Source organism: Streptomyces sp. NPDC045899, from assembly GCF_056431485.1.
Genome location: NZ_JBWKKP010000039.1, coordinates 14,367 through 29,865 on the forward strand (window position 1 = coordinate 14,367; position 15,499 = coordinate 29,865).

The following is a 15,499-nucleotide window of genomic DNA, read 5'->3' on the forward strand; positions in this document are numbered from 1 at the left end:
CCCGGGTGACGACGGTCAGGAGCGCCGGGCCAGCGTCGCGATCTCGGACGACGAGAGGACGCGCGGGAACACGGCGACCGCGTCGATACCGCCCCGGAAGCGATCGGCCACATCACCCTCCCACTTGCCCCGTCCCACCGCGAACTCGCCCGTGGCCGACCACACCGGGGTGTGCTCGGTGGTGTCCTGCAGCTGTCCGTCGACGTAGAGCCGCATCTCCTTCGCGGGCGCGTCATAGACGCCCACGATGTGCTGCCATGTGCCGAGCCGCGGGCCGGTGGCCGAGACCGCCTCGTCCTCGTCCGCCTCGGAGGAGTCGGCGTCGCAGATCGCCAGCCGCCAGCGGTCGATGGAGGCGTCGTACTGCAGGAAGAAACCGCTGATCTCCTGTCCGTCCTGGCTGATCGCCGTGGAGAACTCCGCCGTGGAGCGGAGGTTGAGCCAGGCGGAGACGGTGTAGCTCCGTGTGGTGTCCAGCGTCCCCCGTGCCCCTTCCGCGTACTGGTCCCCGTTCAGCGCCAGCGATCCGCCGTGACTCCCGCTCCGCGCGCCGCTCCCCGTCAGGGTGCCGTCATTGCCGCGGCCGGAGCCGTCACGCACGGTGGTGCCGGATCCCTCGGTGAAGTCCCACGCGACCGCGGCGCCGCTCACCGGGGGCTTCGGCGGTGTGCGGGAGTGCGAGGGACTCGGGGTGTGCGGCTTCTTCTTTTTCTTCTTCGGTGGCGGGGAGGGCCGCGGAGAGGCCGACCCGGCCGGGGAGCCGCCCGTCACCGAGAAGGTCGGCCTCTCCTGTGCCGGGGTGGTGTCACGGCCGTCCGCCCCGCTGTCGTGGGTGGCGGAGAGCGCCGCGGCGGCGATGACCCCCAGACAGATGGCGCCCGAGGTGAGCGCCACCTGTGCGGTACGGCGTCTGCGGCTGCCACCGGGGGTGTGCGGGGCGGTGGGTGCGGCGGCTCCGGTCGCCGCCTCCGGTCCCGTCCCCTCCGCGGCCGGGACCGCGGCGCCGGTCTCCGGGGTGTCCCCCGCGGCCTCGTCGGCGCCACCGGCCGCCGCCCGGCCCGCCGCCGGACGCTCCGCGACATAGCGCGCCCCTCCCCAGGCCAGCACACCTTCCGCCAGCAGGGTGTCGCAGTGGTGCTCCATCCGGGACAGGTCGTCGAACGCCCGTCGGCAGTAGGCGCAGTCGGCGAGATGGCCGTCCACGTCCCCGGCGGGGGAGATGCGCCGGGTCTCCGCGGCGATCTCGACCAGCCGGGTGAACGGGCGGCACGCGGCGTCGCCCTCGTCCGCGTACGTCCGCAGGTAGGCGTCCCGGAACTTGGCGCGGGCGTTCGCGGACCAGCCGCGCACGGTCTCGGGCCGCGCGCCCAGCAGACGTCCGATGGCGGCGGGCTCCTCGCGCTCGACCACATCGTGCCAGAGCACGGTGCGCAGGTGGGCCGGCAGCCCGCGGAAGGCGGTGCGCAGAACCCCGGGGCGGGGACGAACGGTCCGGCGTCCGTTTCCGTACCGCCCCGACTCCGGCTCGGCGCTTCCGCTCCTTCCGCTCCGCGCGTACGCGGTCGGCTGATCCGGGCCGCTCTCCAGCCACTCCCGGAAGTCCGGGCTCAGTTCCTTGCGGCGGCCGGAGTCCGACCATCGCCGTCTGGCCACCTCGACCACCGCGCCCAGCAGCTTCGGACGCCACGCCTCGTCCGGTGCGGCGGGAGCCGCGTCGAGCACGGCCGTGAGGATCGCCTCCGAAGCCAGGGTGGCGGCGCCGGGCGGAGCGGACACACAGAGCGAGGCGTAGCCGGTCACCGCCGGCAGATGGCGCGCGCTCAGCTCCGCCACCACCCGTCCGACCGACTCGGGTTCCCGCGACGCCCGGTCGACCAGAGCGGTGTCACCCAGGTCGGAGAGGGGTTCCTCGCCGTCGGCCGGTGCTGCGCCGATGTCTTGCCATCGTTGGGACACGTCGTCATTCCTGCGATCTGTGGGGATGTGTGGAGCCACCCGCGTCGGGTCGGGGCCCGGCGCTGCCGTGGCCGCCCCTCCTTTCACCGAAGTGCCACGCCCGGCGTGGCCGCCGTTGCGCACTAATGATGCACTCCGGTGGAATTCAATAACAACACAGCGGCGTTGACTCCCGGTCGCCCCCGGGTGAACACCCTCATCGGGGCCGGGGCCCGTGGGTGTTGAGGAAGAGCACGGGGCCCGGCGCCAGCCGGCCGTCGGCCGCGAGGGAGGTCAGCGCGGCCATCGCCTTCGCCGTGTACACCGGTTCCAGCAGCAGCGACGCGGTGTCGGCGGCGAGGCGCCGGGCGCGCAGGGCCTCCGGGGTGGGGTGGCCGTAGCCGGGCCCGAGCCAGTGGCGCACCAGGGCCAGTTGCTCCGGGCCGATGGGCGTCGGGGGCAGGTCGGCGCCGCGCGATCGGAGGAGGCGTGTGGTTCCGCGCGCCAGACCGGTCACGGTGGGCATGTCCAGCCGGAGCGTGTCATTGACGACCACCCCCACGACCCGGGTGCGGAGCCCGGCGAGGCGCAGACCGAGGGCGAGTCCGGCGGCAGTTCCTCCACTGCCGACGGCGGTGAAGAGGTGGGAGGGTTCGGGGAGGGCCCCGGCCGCGATCTGGGCCGCGAGTTCGAGCGCCACCTCGACGGGTCCGAGGGTGCCCACGGGGGTGGAGCCGCCCGCCGGAAGGTAGTGCGGGAGCCGTCCCGCGGCGGTGTGCCGCAGGAACAGCCATGGTGCGATGGCCATGGTGCGGACCTTGGTACGGGTGAAGTGCAGGGTGGCCCCGGACCGGCGCAACCGCTCCAGCTGGGCCCGTACGTGGTCGTCGACCGGCTGGTCGATGAGGGCCAGGGCGGTGGCCATCCCCTGCTCCCGGGCATACAGCGCGGCGGCCAGGCCCCAGTTGGTGCCGATACCGCCGACCGTCAGGAGGGTCCGCGCCCCACGGCGCCGTGCGTCGGGCAGCAGCCACTCGAGTTTGCGCACCTTGTTGCCGCCCCAGCCGCCGTCGCCGTAGCCGCTCTCGTCCTTGCACCACAACGCGGTGCCGGGGGCCGGGTCGGGCAACCGCCGTACGGGGGTGGGGGCGTGGCCGAGCGGAAGAAAAGGCAGTGTGGACGCCAGTGCGGGAAATCGGTCATGGAGCCGGGGGCGGTGGGTCGGGGCGAGGTGCGCCATTTTCGTGGTCCTTTCTGTGACGCATCGCTCAATCAGCCGTTTCTTGCATTGCCCTGGTCTTCTCTTAACCTCCGCCTATTGGTTACCCCCTTATCGTGCCGGATACGTGGTCGATCTTGGCCTGACTCCGTATCAGGGAGGTACCGTGCAGGCACTGCTGGACCGTGCGCGTTCGCTGAGGCAGCGGGTGGATTTCGAGAGCGCTGAATACCGGAAGCTGGCGGAGGGACAATCCCCGGAGGCGCTGTTCATCACCTGCTCCGACTCGCGGGTGATACCCGCTTTCATCATGCAGGCGCGTCCGGGGGAGATATTCGAGTTGCGTAACGCAGGGAATATCGTCCCCCCGCCCGCGGGGCGGGGGGCGTCGGGTGAGGCCGCCACCATCGAGTACGCGCTGCGGGTGCTGGACGTTCACGACGTCATCGTCTGCGGCCATTCGCACTGCGGGGCCATGGGCGCACTGCGGGCCGGAACCGATCTCTCGGATCTGCCCGGTGTGGGGGCGTGGCTCGAACTCGCCCGCCCCGGACTCGCGCCCCTGCTGTCACCGGATGCCGCGAACGGCCGCGGGGGCGGCGCGGAGGAGCCGTCGCTGCGCGAGGTGGTACAGCGCAACGTGGTCCACCAGTTGTCCGTACTGCGCCAGTACCCGGTCGTGCGCGAGCGGGTGGAGGCGGGGAGGCTGCGCCTGCACGGCTGGTACTACGAGGTGGACACCGGCCGACTGCGTGAACTGGGCGCCGATGGGCTGTTCTCGGAGCATCTGTCATGAGTGGCGCACACGCCCGGCCCCGGCGGAAACCGGGCCGGGATCCCGGCGGACCACCGCCGGGCGACACCGGCACCGACACCACCGCCCCGGCGTCCGGGGCTCCCGTCCGGCGGCCCGCCCCGGGCGGATCGGGCCCGGCCGGGGGCGGCTGGGACCGGGGGAGCCTGGCCACCGACTTCGCCGCGTCACTCGTGGTCTTCCTGGTGGCCCTGCCCCTGTGCATCGGAGTGGCGGTGGCGTCCGGCGTCACGGCCGAACTGGGCATCATCTCCGGTGTCATCGGCGGACTGGTCGTCGGGATGGCCCGGGGCAGCACGCTCCAGGTGAGCGGACCGGCGGCGGGCCTGGCCGCGCTGGTGGCCGAGACGGTGGCGGAGCACGGGGTGGCCATGCTCGGGATCATCGTCCTGGGTGCCGGGATCCTGCAGATCATCCTGGGTCTGATCCGGATGGGCAGGCTCTTCCAGGCCATCTCCCTGGCCGTCGTACAGGGCATGCTCGCCGGTATCGGACTGCCGCTGATGTTCAGCCAGTCCTACCCCCTCGCCGACAACAAGGCTCCCGGCACTCCTGTCGAGAACGTGGCGGGACTGCCCGGCCTGGTCTCCGACACGGTGCAGAACCCGCAGGCCCTCATCGCCGCGGGCCTCGGCATCGCCACCGTGGTGCTCAGCTTCCTGTGGAAGAAGGTGCCGGGGCCGGCCGCGAAGGTACCGGCCGCCCTGGTGGCGGTAGGTGTCGGAATCGCCGTGGCGAGCCTGCCCGGGGTGAAGGTGAAAACGCTCCAGGTCGGTGATCTGCTGGGCTCCGTACATCTGCCGGGGGCCGAGGAGTTCGCCGGGCTGACGGACGTCGGGATCATCACCTCGATCCTGACCTTCACCGTCATCGCCTCCGCCGAGTCGCTGTTCACCGCCGCGGCCGTCGACCGGATGCACAGCGGTCCGCGCACCCGCTACAACACCGAGCTGATCGCCCAGGGCGCCGGGAACACGGTGGCCGGTGTGCTCGGTGCCCTCCCCGTCACGGCGGTGGTGGCCCGCAGTTCGGCCAATGTCCAGGCGGGAGCGAGGACCCGGCTCTCCCGCACCCTGCACGGGCTGTGGCTGCTGGCCTTCGCGCTTCTGCTGCCACAGGTGCTGGCTCTGATCCCGATCTCCGTACTGGCCGGAGTCCTGGTCCACAGCGGCTGGAAGCTGTTCGCCCCCGCGGAGTTCCCGAAGATGTGGCGGCAGGACCGCGGCGAGTTCGGCGTGATGACGCTCACCACGACGGTCATCTTCGCCAGCGCGCTCCTCGAAGGTGTTCTGGCGGGCCTCGCCGCGGGAATGATCCTCGCCGCCCTGCGCATGTCCCAGGCCGTCGTCGCACACCGCGCCGAAGGGGACACCACCACCGTCACCCTCAGCGGCAACGCCACGTTCCTCCGGCTCCCCCGCCTCATCGAGGTCCTCGAGGCCGCGGGGGAGGCCGGTACCCCGCACCTCCGGATCGACCTCACGGGGACGACCCACCTCGACCACGCCTGCCACCAGCAGATCACCGAGTTCGCGGACGAGCGGCGGACGAACGGCACCCGGGTCGACCTTCTGATGCCGGGCGGAGCGGACTCCACCGCGGCCGCACCGCCCCCCACTCCGGCCACCGGCACACAGCCGTCCGCGCAAGAGCCCGTCACACGACCTCCTGTCGCCGAGGCGCCCAACACCCCCGGACCCGGCGCACAGTGGTTCTTTCGCGACCCCCGCCCCACCGAGCGGTACGACGACTGGCAGGCGTGGGAGAACGACCTCAGCGCGGAGCCGGGGTACACACCCCGCTGACCCCCGGCACCGCCCGACCGCCGGACCCGCCCCGACCCGCGGCGGGGCGGGTCCGTGAGAGCGGACGTCGTGCATCTCCCGTGCGATCCGGGCGCGTTCGAGGCCGGTGGCCCGCTCGGTGGTCGATCCGGTTCGCCCGCTGGTGGGCCCCGGTGAGCCGTCCGAAGGACAGGCGGCGGCGAACACGACAACCCACAAGGACGGTTCACGTGCCCACCGGATGGTGACACCGTGGCGACGGTGTGGACGATCACGGCCCGGGCGCCAGGCAGTGCGGCGGGGGAGGCTGGACAGTCTGGTACGGCCGGTGGCCCGCAGCAACGTGGGCCAGGGTCCGGCGGCGGTTGCCGGGAGGTCGGGGAACAGCCGGGGTACGCGGGCGCACAGCCCGGCGGGAGCCGGACCGCCCGGCCGTCGCACCGCGACGACCGGGCGGCCACCACGGCCGGGCGTCCCGCGCTCAGGCCACCCGGTGCTCCTGCTCCAGGGCCTCCTTCAGCCGCGCCAGCGTCTGCCGGATGCTGCGCCGGTTGAACCCCGCCCGGTCGCGCACCCCGCTGACCAGCGGGCTGATCCCGCGACGCATCAGCCATCCCCGCTGGTCGATCCAGGTCTCGGTGACCTGGGTGGCCCGGCCGTCCTCGAGCGGTTCGAAGCGGTAGCTCCAGACCGCGATGCGCAGTCCCACCGCACGTACGACGAAGGTGAACCGCTCACCGGGATCGGCCACGGTCACGGTGCACCGGGTCGACCACGGGCGCCAGCCGGCGCGGTTGGTGCCGGTGAACCGCGTCCCCGCACGTATCTCCGCGGCCGCGCCGCCCCTGACCTTGCCGCCGGTGCACTCGGGGCTCCAGCGGCCCATCTCCGTCACCCGGGTGACCGTGTCGTACACCGTCCGCGGCGGTACGGCGATCCGCGTCGTCTCGGACACCATGTCGTCCGTCATCGGCCTCTCCTCATCGGCTCCTCCTCCGTCGCCGCCGGCCGGCGCCGGCGGCTCCCGCGCGATCCCTCCCGGGCCGCGGCCTCAGCACACGCGGCGGTCTCAGCACAGGAGGTTCAGCGCCTCCGGCAACACCCGTGCCGTCACCGGCAGTTCGGCCTCCACCTCGCCGTCGGCGCCGTAGGGCAGATCCCGGTCCGCCTCGATGCGCACCTCGCGGCCGTGCAGGATCTCCACCTCCTTGCGCCGGACGTGCCGCCCGGTCTTGAGCTCGTTCATCATGCTGAAGAACAGCATGCGCGACGCGTGGTGGATGACCACCACGTCGAGCACACCGTCGCGGACCGAGGCGCCGGGCGCGATCTGCCGGCCGAAGCCGTAGTAGCCGGAGTTGGCCGCCACCACGGTGTAACCGGTGCGCTCGAGCGGGGTGCCGTCGATGGTGATGCGGTAGTGCACGGGCCGCCAGGTGGTGACGGCCCGCAGCCCGCCCGCGTAGTACGAGGCGGCGCCGCCCAGTGCGCGATAGGCGTCGGCGTGGCGGTTGGCGAGGGCGTCCACCCCGGCGTACACACTGCCCAGGACCGCCATCCGCTGGTGGACGGCGGACTCGACCTCGATGGCGTCGGTCTTCACGGGTTCGGCGGTCAGCAGCAGTTCGGCGAGGTCCGCCACCTTCTCGGGCAGTCCGAGCGCACGGGCGAAGTCATTGCCCCGGCCCGCGGGCACGATACCCGCGACGGCGTCGGTCCCGGCCAGGGCGCCGACGACCCGCCCCGCCAGTCCGTCCCCGCCCACACCGAGGACCACCCGGCCCTGCTCGGCCGCGCGCACGGCGAGGTCGCGCGCATGGCCGAGACTGCGGCTGTACTCGACTTCGAGCTCCGCACCCCCCTCACGGAGGGCGCGGGCCAGCGGGACCAGGGACTCGCTGCCCGAGCTCCCCGAGGTGGGTTTGACGACGGCGGTGAAGTGGCGCATGGCTACGCTCCGGGAGACGTCAGGGGCGGCAGGAGAATACCCGGGTTGAGGATGCCGGACGGGTCGAGCCGGTTCTTGACGGCGTGCAGGACCTCCACGCCCAGCGGGCCGATCTCCTGTGCGTACCAGTCCCGGTGGTCGGTGCCCACCCCGTGGTGGTGGCTGATCGTACCGCCGGAGGCGATGATCGCGTCACAGGCCGCCCGCTTGGCGCCCGCCCAGTGCTCCTCGGGCTTGTCGCCCTGGGCGCTGAGCACCGTGAAGTACAGCGACGCGCCCGCCGGGTAGACGTGGGAGATGTGGCACAGCACCACCGGCGGGGTGCCCGCCTCGGACAGGGCCGTGGTGAGCGCGGTGCGCACGTTCTCGTAGAGCGCGGGGATCCGGGACCAGTACGCGGCGGTCTCCAGCGTCTCCGCGAACGCGCCCGCGTCGAGCAGCGCGTCCCGCAGGTACGGGGCGGAGTAGCGGCCGTGGTTCCACTTCTCGCCCGGCTCCTCACCGAGGCAGGTGCCCTCGTGGGCGGTCAGCACGGCCCGGGCGCGCTCCCGGCGGACCGACACCTCCTCGGCGTCGCCCTCGTATCCGGCGATGGCCAGGCACCCCGACTCCGAAGCCCCCTTCCCGATGGCCTCCGGGTCGGCCAGGCCCACCAGGGTCTCGGTCTCGTCGGACAGCCGCAGCACGGTGGGCAGCGGACCGTCCTGGGCCAGTGCGCGCAGTGCCGCCCGGCCGGCCTCGAAGGAGCCGAAGCGCCAGCCCTCGTAGACGCGCGTGGTGGGGCGCGGCCGGATCCGCACGGTCACCGAGGTGATCACGCCGAAGGCGCCCTCGGACCCCAGCACCAGCTGGCGCAGATCCGGTCCGGCGGCCGAGCGCGGGGCGCTGCGGCCGGTCTCCCAGGTGCCCTCGGGCGTGGCCACGCGCAGCGCGGTCACCATGTCGTCGAAGCGGCCGTAGCCCGCCGACGCCTGACCGCTGGAGCGGGCGGCGGCGAATCCGCCGATCGTCGCCCACTCGAAGGACTGCGGGAAGTGGCCGAGGGTGTAGCCGTGTTCGGCGAGCAGCGCCTCGGCCTCGGGGCCGCGCAGACCGGGTTCGAGCACCGCGGTGCGGGAGACGGTGTCCACCTCGGTCAGCCGGTTCATCCGGCGCAGGTCGAGGGTGACGAAGCAGTCGTGGCCGCTGGGGGCGAGCCCGCCGACGACACTGGTGCCACCTCCGAAGGGGACGACCGCGATCCGGCGCTCGGCGCACAGCCGCAGGACGGCCACGACCTCGTCGTGGCTGCCGGGGCGCACCACCGCGTCGGGGGCGTCCTCGACGGCGCCGGACCGGATGTGCAGCAGGTCGGGCGTGGACTTGCCGCGGGTGCGGCGGATCCGGCTCTCGCCGTCGGTGCGTACGTGTTCCGCGCCGACGATCCCGGCGAACGCCTCGCGGGCGTCATCGGGCAGCCGGGAGTCGCGGGGCAGGGCGTCCTCCAGGGCGACGGAGCGGCCGTCGGAGGGCCGTACGCCGAGGAGTTCGCCCAGCAGGCCGACGACGGACTCGGGCAGTGGCGCGGCCCGCTCCGGATCGCCCCAGCCATTCCACAGCATGTCTGTCGACTCCACCTGATTCCTCGCTTCTCCGTGCGGCTCAGCCGTGCTTCGCGGTGCGGTCCGGACGCGGATCACCCGCATCCGGGGCGGGCCCGGCCTTCGCTCGGCGCCGCATCCGCCGTTACACTGTGACAGATGACGTCCAAACGCAACACCTCTCGGGATGACGACGCCGTGCTCGACGCCGCACGGGACTGTGTGCTGGCCGTCGGCGTCCGGCGGACGACCCTGACCGACGTCGCGCGCCGCGCCGGCGTCTCCCGGATGACGCTCTACCGCCGCTGGCCCGACGTAGGGGGGCTGGTCGGTGACCTCATGACCCGGGAGTGGCTGGCCGTCATCCTGGGCGCCATGCCGCATCCGGGCCCGCTCGGGAGCGCAGCGGCCCCGCTCGTCGACGCTCTGGTGAGCGGGTTGCGGGCGCTGCGCGGCCATCCGCTGTTCCGCAAGATCCTCGACGTCGACCCCGAGCTGATGCTCCCGTACCTCTTCGACCGCCGCGGCGCCAGCCAGAACCGGGTGCTGGAGTTCATCGAGGAGGCGCTGCGGCGCGGCCACGCGGACGGCACCGTCCGCCGGGACCACCCGGTGCGCCAGGCCCGCGCCCTGCTGCTGGTCCTCCAGTCGTTCGCGCTGTCCCTGCAGACCATGACCGACGACACCGATCCCGAGCTGGACGACACCGCCTTCTACGCGGAAGTCCGCCACATCCTGGAAAGGATCCTCGCCCCATGAGCGCTGCCGCGGGTTCCCGCCCCGACTACTCCCTCAACCGAGCGCGCCGTTCCCGGGAACTGGAGGAACTGGCCGCGGGCGGCTCCGGCGCCCGCGTCGATGTACTGGTCGTCGGACTCGGTGTCACCGGCGCCGGAGCCGCCCTGGACGCCGCCTCCCGCGGCCTGTCGGTTGTCGCGGTGGACGCCCACGACCTCGCCTTCGGCACCTCCCGCTGGAGTTCCAAGCTGGTCCACGGCGGACTGCGCTACCTGGCCACCGGCGACGTCGGCGTGGCCCACGAGAGTGCGGTCGAGCGCGGCACGCTCATGGAGCGCACCGCCCCGCACCTGGTGCGCGCCCAGTCCTTCGTGATGCCGCTGACCGCCCTCACCTCACACCGCAACGCCGCCCTGGTCCGGGCCGGGCTGCGGGCCGGTGACGTACTGCGGCTGTCCGCTCGCACCGGCCGCGCCACCCTGCCCGCGCCCCGGCGGCTGTCGGCCGTGGAGACCCTGGCCGCCGCCCCCGGGCTGCGGCGGCAGAGCCTGCGCGGCGGACTGCTGTCCTGGGACGGCCAGCTCGCCGATGACGCCCGGCTGGTGACCGCCATCGCGCGCACCGCCGCCGGACACGGCGCCCGGGTGCTCACCCGCACCCGTGCCCTGTCCCTCACCGGCGGCGAGGCCCTGGTGCGCGACGAACTCACCGGACAGGAGTTCCGCATCCGGGCCCGCACCGTCATCAACGCCACCGGTGTCTGGGCCGCCGAGCTGACCGAGGGCATCCGGCTGCGCCCCTCCCGCGGCACCCATCTGGTGCTCCGCGCCGAGAGTCTGGGGGGTCTGCGCACCGGGCTGCACATCCCCGTCCCCGGTGAGACCAACCGTTTCGTCCTGGTGATGCCCCAGGACGACGGCCGTGTCTACGTGGGCCTGACCGACGAGCCCGTGGACGGCCCGCTGCCGGACGTCCCCGAGGCGCCGGAGTCCGACATCGGCTTCCTGCTGGACATCCTGGGCTCCGTCCTCGATGTGCCCGTCCGCCGCGAGGATGTGGTCGGCGCCTTCGCGGGACTGCGTCCCCTGCTGGAGACCGAGCACACCGCGCGCACCGCCGACATCTCCCGCCGCCACGCGGTCCTCACCTCGTCCGAGGGCGTGGTGACCGTCGTCGGCGGCAAGCTCACCACCTACCGCCGGATGGCGCAGGACGCCGTGGACGCCGCGCTCACCGCGGGCCGCCTCGACGCGCCCGCTCCCTGCCGCACCTCGCGGATCCCCCTGGTGGGCGCCGCGCCCCGGCCCGCGCTCGCCACCCTGGCCGCGCCCCGCCGGCTGCTCGACCGCTACGGCACCGAGGCCACCGCCGTCCAGGCCCTGGCCGACACCGATCCCCGGCTGGCCGAACCGGTCGCCGACGGCGTACGGACCACTCGCGCCGAGCTCCTGTGGGCGGTACGCCACGAGGGCGCGCTCGACGAGTCCGACCTGCTGGACCGCCGCACCCGCGTCGGCCTGGTCCCCGAGGACCGGGCGGCGGCGACGGCCGCGGCCCGGGAGGCGCTGGCGACGCTGGCCGACCGGGTGTGACGGACGGGGAGAACAGGGTGTGACGGACGGGAGAGGGGAGCGCGGCCCGGGGCCGGGGACCTCTGCCCGGCCCCGGTCACGCGGAGGGCAGCCGCCTGACCAGGGCCGTGAGCCCCGCTCGGCTCCCGCCTACCTCAATTGAATGAGTCAGGCTCATTCACTTGAGGCAGCCAAATGTCGGCTAGCCGTACGAAGCCGCAGACCAGGCCGGTTCCCTAGGGTCAGACGTATGGAAAGAGCCGTCGAAGGGTCCTGGCCGCGCACACCGCGCGCCCATTCCTGAGACCGCGCGACGCGTCCACGGTGTCACTCACGGTGACATCGCCTCCGGACGCCCGCGGCTCCCACGGACCCCGTCGGCGAGCAGCGGCGGATCGGCCGCCGCCGTGCCGCTGCGCTGCCCCCGTCCCCGCTTCGGAAGTGCTGACGCCTTGATTCACTCTGCTCCCCGGACACGTCCTGCCCTCGACCGGACCGGCCGCCGCCGGCGCACGCTGGGCGCGGCGGTCGCCGCGGGGCTGGCCCTGGGCGCACTGGCCGCACCCGCGGCCGTGGCCGCGGACCACACCGGTCCGCGGGGTGCCGGGGCGGACCGCCCCACGATCGACACCGGCTCCCCGGTCCGCGTGAACCAGGTCGGCTACCCGACGCACGGCGCCAAGAAGGGCACCGTCGTCACGCCCGCCACCAAGCCCCTGACCTGGACCCTCCGCGACGCCGACGGGGTGAAGCGGGCCAGTGGCCGCACCACCCCGGCCGGGACCGACCGCAGCTCCGGTCAGAACGTGCACACCTTCGACTTCAGCGAGGTCACCACCCCGGGCAAGGAGTACACCGTCACCATCGGCGGCAAGAGGAGCGAGCCGTTCGCCATCGGCGACAACCTCTACGGCTCGCTGCGCTCCGACGCGCTGGCGTACTTCTACCACAACCGCAGCGGCATCAAGATCGACAAGAAGTTCGTCGGCGACGCGTACGCCCGTCCCGCGGGCCACGACAAGAAGGCCGCGCGCGGCGGCGACACCCGGGCGCGCTGTTCGCTGAAGGGCGTGTGCGACTACCGGCGCGATGTCACCGGTGGCTGGTACGACGCCGGTGACCACGGCAAGTACGTCGTCAACGGCGGTATCTCGGTGGCCCAGCTGATGTCCTCCTACGAGCGCACCCTCACCGCTCCGGGCGCCGACGCCGCGCCGCTGGGCGACGGACGGCTCAGGGTGCCCGAGCGTGGCAACGGCACCCCCGACGTCCTCGACGAGGCCCGCTGGGAGATGGACTTCCTGATGCGGATGCAGGTGCCCAAGGGCCGGCCGTTCGCCGGGATGGCGTTCCACAAGATGCACGACAAGCAGTGGACCGGAATACCCACCCGGCCGGACCGGGACGGGCAGCCGCGGGTGCTGCGCCCGCCGTCCACCGCCGCCACGCTCAACCTCGCGGCCACCGCCGCGCAGGCCGCCCGACTCTTCCAGCCCTACGACGCCGAGTACGCGAAGCGGTGCCTGGAAGTGGCGCGGAGCGCGTGGGCCGCGGCCAAGGCCCACCCGAACAAGTTCGCCGGCGACGGGGACTCCGTCGGCGGCGGCGCGTACGGCGACCGCGACGTCCGGGACGAGTTCTACTGGGCGGCGTCCGAGCTGTTCCTCACCACCGGCGAGAACACCTACCGCAAGGCGTTCCTCGACTCCCCGCTGCACGGCGACGCCGACGCGCTCTTCCCGCGCGTCAGCGGTGTGTCCTGGGCGGCGGTGGCCGGACTCGGCGCGCTGGACCTGGCCACCGTGCCCGGCAACCTCACCGGTGAGCAGCGCGCGGCGGTCCGCTCGACGGTCACCGAGGCCGCCGACCGCTACGCCTCGTTCTCCGAGAAGTCGGCCTACGGTGTGCCCTACGCGCCCAAGGGCAACCGGTACGAATGGGGCTCCAACAGCCAGGTGCTCAACAACATGGTCGTCCTCGCCACCGCACACGACCTGACCGGCAAGGACCGCTACCGGGACGCGGTGCTGCGCGGCATGGACTACCTGCTGGGCGGCAACCCGCTCAACCAGTCCTACGTCACCGGCTACGGCGAACGGGACTCGCGCAACCAGCACCACCGCTTCTGGGCACACCAGCTCGACCGCAAGCTGCCTCGCCCGGCCCGTGGTTCGCTGGCCGGAGGCCCCAACTCCGGTCTGGAGGACCCCGTTTCCAAGAAGAAGCTGAAGGGCTGCGCCCCGGCGATGTGCTACACGGACGACATCATGGCGTTCTCCACCAACGAGATCACCATCAACTGGAACGCACCGCTGGCCTGGATCTCGGCATACGTCGACGACCAGGAGCGGTGACGGAGGCACCACGTCTCCAGGGGTACGCGATGCGGCCGGCGGGAAACCCCGGCCGCATCGTCGTGTCCCGCGCCTCTCGCGCCTCCCGTACCTCCTGTGCTTCCCCGGCCTCGGCGGGGCGGGTGGCCGAGCGGGCCTGTCACCCGATGGGGCTACGGCCGTGGAGGCGCCTGGTGTCAGGGGCCGCTTCGTGGTCGGCTTGACCACGTGGCCGCTGCCCCGCCCCCACGGCCCGGCGGGTTGGTGGCGCGTCGCACCCAGCCCCTGCCAGGGACCGCTCAGGGAGGCGGATGATGACCGGTCAGCACCTTCCGGCCGCCGACACCATCGTCGTCGGCGCCGGGCTCGCGGGCCTCGCCTGCGCGCTCGACCTCAGCCGCGCGGGCAGGCGGGTCGAACTCCTGGAGGCGTCCGACGGCGTGGGCGGCCGGATGCGTACGGACCGCCGTGACGGATTCCTCCTGGACCGTGGCTTCCAGGTCTTCAACACCGCCTACCCCCAGGTCAAACAGCGTGTGGAGCTACGGGCCCTGCGGCTGCGGCCGTTCACCCCGGGCGTCGTCGCCCACACCCCCCGTGGTGTGGTCCGGCTCGCCGATCCGACGCGGTGTCCGCGGGCGGTGAGCGGTCTGCTGCCCGGGCGCGCCCTGTCGGCGCGTGACCTCACCGCGCTGGCCGCCCTGACCACGCGCGATCTGCTGGCACCGGCCGCGTTGCTCAAACGGCGTCCGGACCGGTCCACCGCCGAGGCCCTGACCCGGGCCGGGCTGTCGTCCCGCGCCGTGGAGGAGGTGCTGCGGCCCTTCCTGTCCGGGGTGTTCCTGGAGGACGAACTCGAGACCTCCGCCCGCTTCTTCCACCTCGTCTGGCGCAGTATGGCGCGCGGTACCCTCTGCCTCCCCGCGGAGGGCATCGGGGCGGTGCCGCGGCAGCTCGCCGACGGCCTGCCCGAGGGCACGCTCCGGCTCGACACCCCGGTGGCGGCGCTCACCGACACCGGTGTGCTCCTGGAGGACGGGGGCGAACGCCCGGCAGTCACGGTCGTCGTGGCCACCGACGCCGCCACCGCCGTCCGTCTGCTCCCCGGCCTCCCGCTCCCCGGCCACCGGGCCGTCACCACGTACTACCACGCCACCGGCACACCTCCGCTGCCCGAACCGACCCTGGTCACCGACAGCGACTCCGCCATCCTCAACACCTGTGTGCTCTCCGAGGTCATCCCCACCTGTGCACCGCGCGGCACCTCCCTCGTCCAGACCTCCGTGCTGCCCTCGGACCGGCCGGATGGCGAGGCGGCCGTACGTGAGCGGCTCGGAGCGCTCTACGGCGTCGACACCGCCGACTGGGACCTGATCGCCACCCATACCGTCGAAGCGGCCCTCCCCGCCATGCGCGCGCCATGGCCCCTGAGCCGTACGACCCGCTTCGCCGAGGGCCGCTACGTCTGCGGCGACCACCGCGCCACCGGCTCCGTGCAGGGCGCCCTCGCCTCCGGTGGCCGCGCGGCGCGGGAAGTGCTGGCCGATTCCGCCGGGCGGTGAGCTTCCTGGAGTGGT

General features: G+C 73.2%; 11 protein-coding genes. 6 read left to right on the top strand and 5 right to left on the bottom strand.

The features are described 5' to 3' along the window. Nucleotides 1–15 precede the first annotated feature (15 nt). Nucleotides 16–1,956, bottom strand: coding sequence for a LamG-like jellyroll fold domain-containing protein (locus tag AC07FT_RS34655; protein WP_479180083.1), 1,941 nt, complete (start codon nucleotides 1,954–1,956; stop codon nucleotides 16–18). A 196-nt stretch (nucleotides 1,957–2,152) separates the two neighbouring features. Next, a complete protein-coding gene (locus AC07FT_RS34660; protein WP_479180084.1) occupies nucleotides 2,153–3,175 on the bottom strand; it encodes a 1-aminocyclopropane-1-carboxylate deaminase/D-cysteine desulfhydrase in 1,023 nt (340 codons plus the stop codon). 145 nt (nucleotides 3,176–3,320) lie between these two features. On the opposite strand from AC07FT_RS34660, the gene AC07FT_RS34665 reads away from it, so the two are divergent. Next, nucleotides 3,321–3,950 (top strand): carbonic anhydrase, encoded by a 630-nt coding sequence (locus tag AC07FT_RS34665; RefSeq protein WP_479180086.1) that lies wholly within the window; start codon nucleotides 3,321–3,323, stop codon nucleotides 3,948–3,950. Next, entirely contained in the window at nucleotides 3,947–5,773 is a 1,827-nt protein-coding gene (locus tag AC07FT_RS34670; RefSeq protein ID WP_479180087.1) for a SulP family inorganic anion transporter, read from the top strand. The genes AC07FT_RS34665 and AC07FT_RS34670 overlap by 4 nt, the downstream gene beginning before the upstream one ends. A gap of 460 nt (nucleotides 5,774–6,233) precedes the next feature. Here AC07FT_RS34670 and AC07FT_RS34675 read toward each other — a convergent pair whose 3' ends face one another. From AC07FT_RS34675 to AC07FT_RS34685, 3 genes are all read right to left on the bottom strand, one after another. After that, nucleotides 6,234–6,722: an SRPBCC family protein gene (locus AC07FT_RS34675; RefSeq protein WP_479180089.1), complete on the bottom strand. Its 489-nt coding sequence runs from the start codon at nucleotides 6,720–6,722 to the stop codon at nucleotides 6,234–6,236. A 99-nt stretch (nucleotides 6,723–6,821) separates the two neighbouring features. Next, nucleotides 6,822–7,700 carry a diacylglycerol/lipid kinase family protein gene (locus AC07FT_RS34680; protein ID WP_471201325.1) on the bottom strand — a complete coding sequence of 293 codons (879 nt, stop codon included), beginning with the start codon at nucleotides 7,698–7,700 and terminating at the stop codon, nucleotides 6,822–6,824. A gap of 2 nt (nucleotides 7,701–7,702) precedes the next feature. Beyond that, on the bottom strand, nucleotides 7,703–9,301 hold the full coding sequence (locus tag AC07FT_RS34685) for an FAD-binding oxidoreductase (RefSeq protein WP_479180111.1): 1,599 nt from the start codon (nucleotides 9,299–9,301) through the stop codon (nucleotides 7,703–7,705). Between the two features lie 138 nt (nucleotides 9,302–9,439). On the opposite strand from AC07FT_RS34685, the gene AC07FT_RS34690 reads away from it, so the two are divergent. The 4 genes from AC07FT_RS34690 (at nucleotide 9,440) to AC07FT_RS34705 (ending at nucleotide 15,484) form a co-directional block, all read left to right on the top strand. Next, nucleotides 9,440–10,039: a TetR/AcrR family transcriptional regulator gene (locus tag AC07FT_RS34690; RefSeq protein WP_479180091.1), complete on the top strand. Its 600-nt coding sequence runs from the start codon at nucleotides 9,440–9,442 to the stop codon at nucleotides 10,037–10,039. After that, nucleotides 10,036–11,610, top strand: coding sequence for a glycerol-3-phosphate dehydrogenase/oxidase (locus AC07FT_RS34695; RefSeq protein ID WP_479180093.1), 1,575 nt, complete (start codon nucleotides 10,036–10,038; stop codon nucleotides 11,608–11,610). Before AC07FT_RS34690 ends, AC07FT_RS34695 begins: the two co-directional genes overlap by 4 nt. A gap of 434 nt (nucleotides 11,611–12,044) precedes the next feature. Beyond that, entirely contained in the window at nucleotides 12,045–13,943 is a 1,899-nt protein-coding gene (locus AC07FT_RS34700; protein ID WP_479180113.1) for a glycoside hydrolase family 9 protein, read from the top strand. 290 nt (nucleotides 13,944–14,233) lie between these two features. Next, nucleotides 14,234–15,484: an NAD(P)/FAD-dependent oxidoreductase gene (locus AC07FT_RS34705; RefSeq protein ID WP_479180094.1), complete on the top strand. Its 1,251-nt coding sequence runs from the start codon at nucleotides 14,234–14,236 to the stop codon at nucleotides 15,482–15,484. Nucleotides 15,485–15,499 lie beyond the last annotated feature (15 nt).

Bases quoted from the DNA above. Each gene is read 5' to 3' on its own strand.
- AC07FT_RS34660 (WP_479180084.1), bottom strand. From the start codon at position 3,175: ATGGCGCACCTCGCCCCGACCCACCGCCCCCGGCTCCATGACCGATTT.
- AC07FT_RS34670 (WP_479180087.1), top strand. From the start codon at position 3,947: ATGAGTGGCGCACACGCCCGGCCCCGGCGGAAACCGGGCCGGGATCCC.
- AC07FT_RS34675 (WP_479180089.1), bottom strand. From the start codon at position 6,722: ATGACGGACGACATGGTGTCCGAGACGACGCGGATCGCCGTACCGCCG.
- AC07FT_RS34680 (WP_471201325.1), bottom strand. From the start codon at position 7,700: ATGCGCCACTTCACCGCCGTCGTCAAACCCACCTCGGGGAGCTCGGGC.
- AC07FT_RS34685 (WP_479180111.1), bottom strand. From the start codon at position 9,301: ATGCTGTGGAATGGCTGGGGCGATCCGGAGCGGGCCGCGCCACTGCCC.
- AC07FT_RS34690 (WP_479180091.1), top strand. From the start codon at position 9,440: ATGACGTCCAAACGCAACACCTCTCGGGATGACGACGCCGTGCTCGAC.
- AC07FT_RS34695 (WP_479180093.1), top strand. From the start codon at position 10,036: ATGAGCGCTGCCGCGGGTTCCCGCCCCGACTACTCCCTCAACCGAGCG.
- AC07FT_RS34705 (WP_479180094.1), top strand. From the start codon at position 14,234: ATGATGACCGGTCAGCACCTTCCGGCCGCCGACACCATCGTCGTCGGC.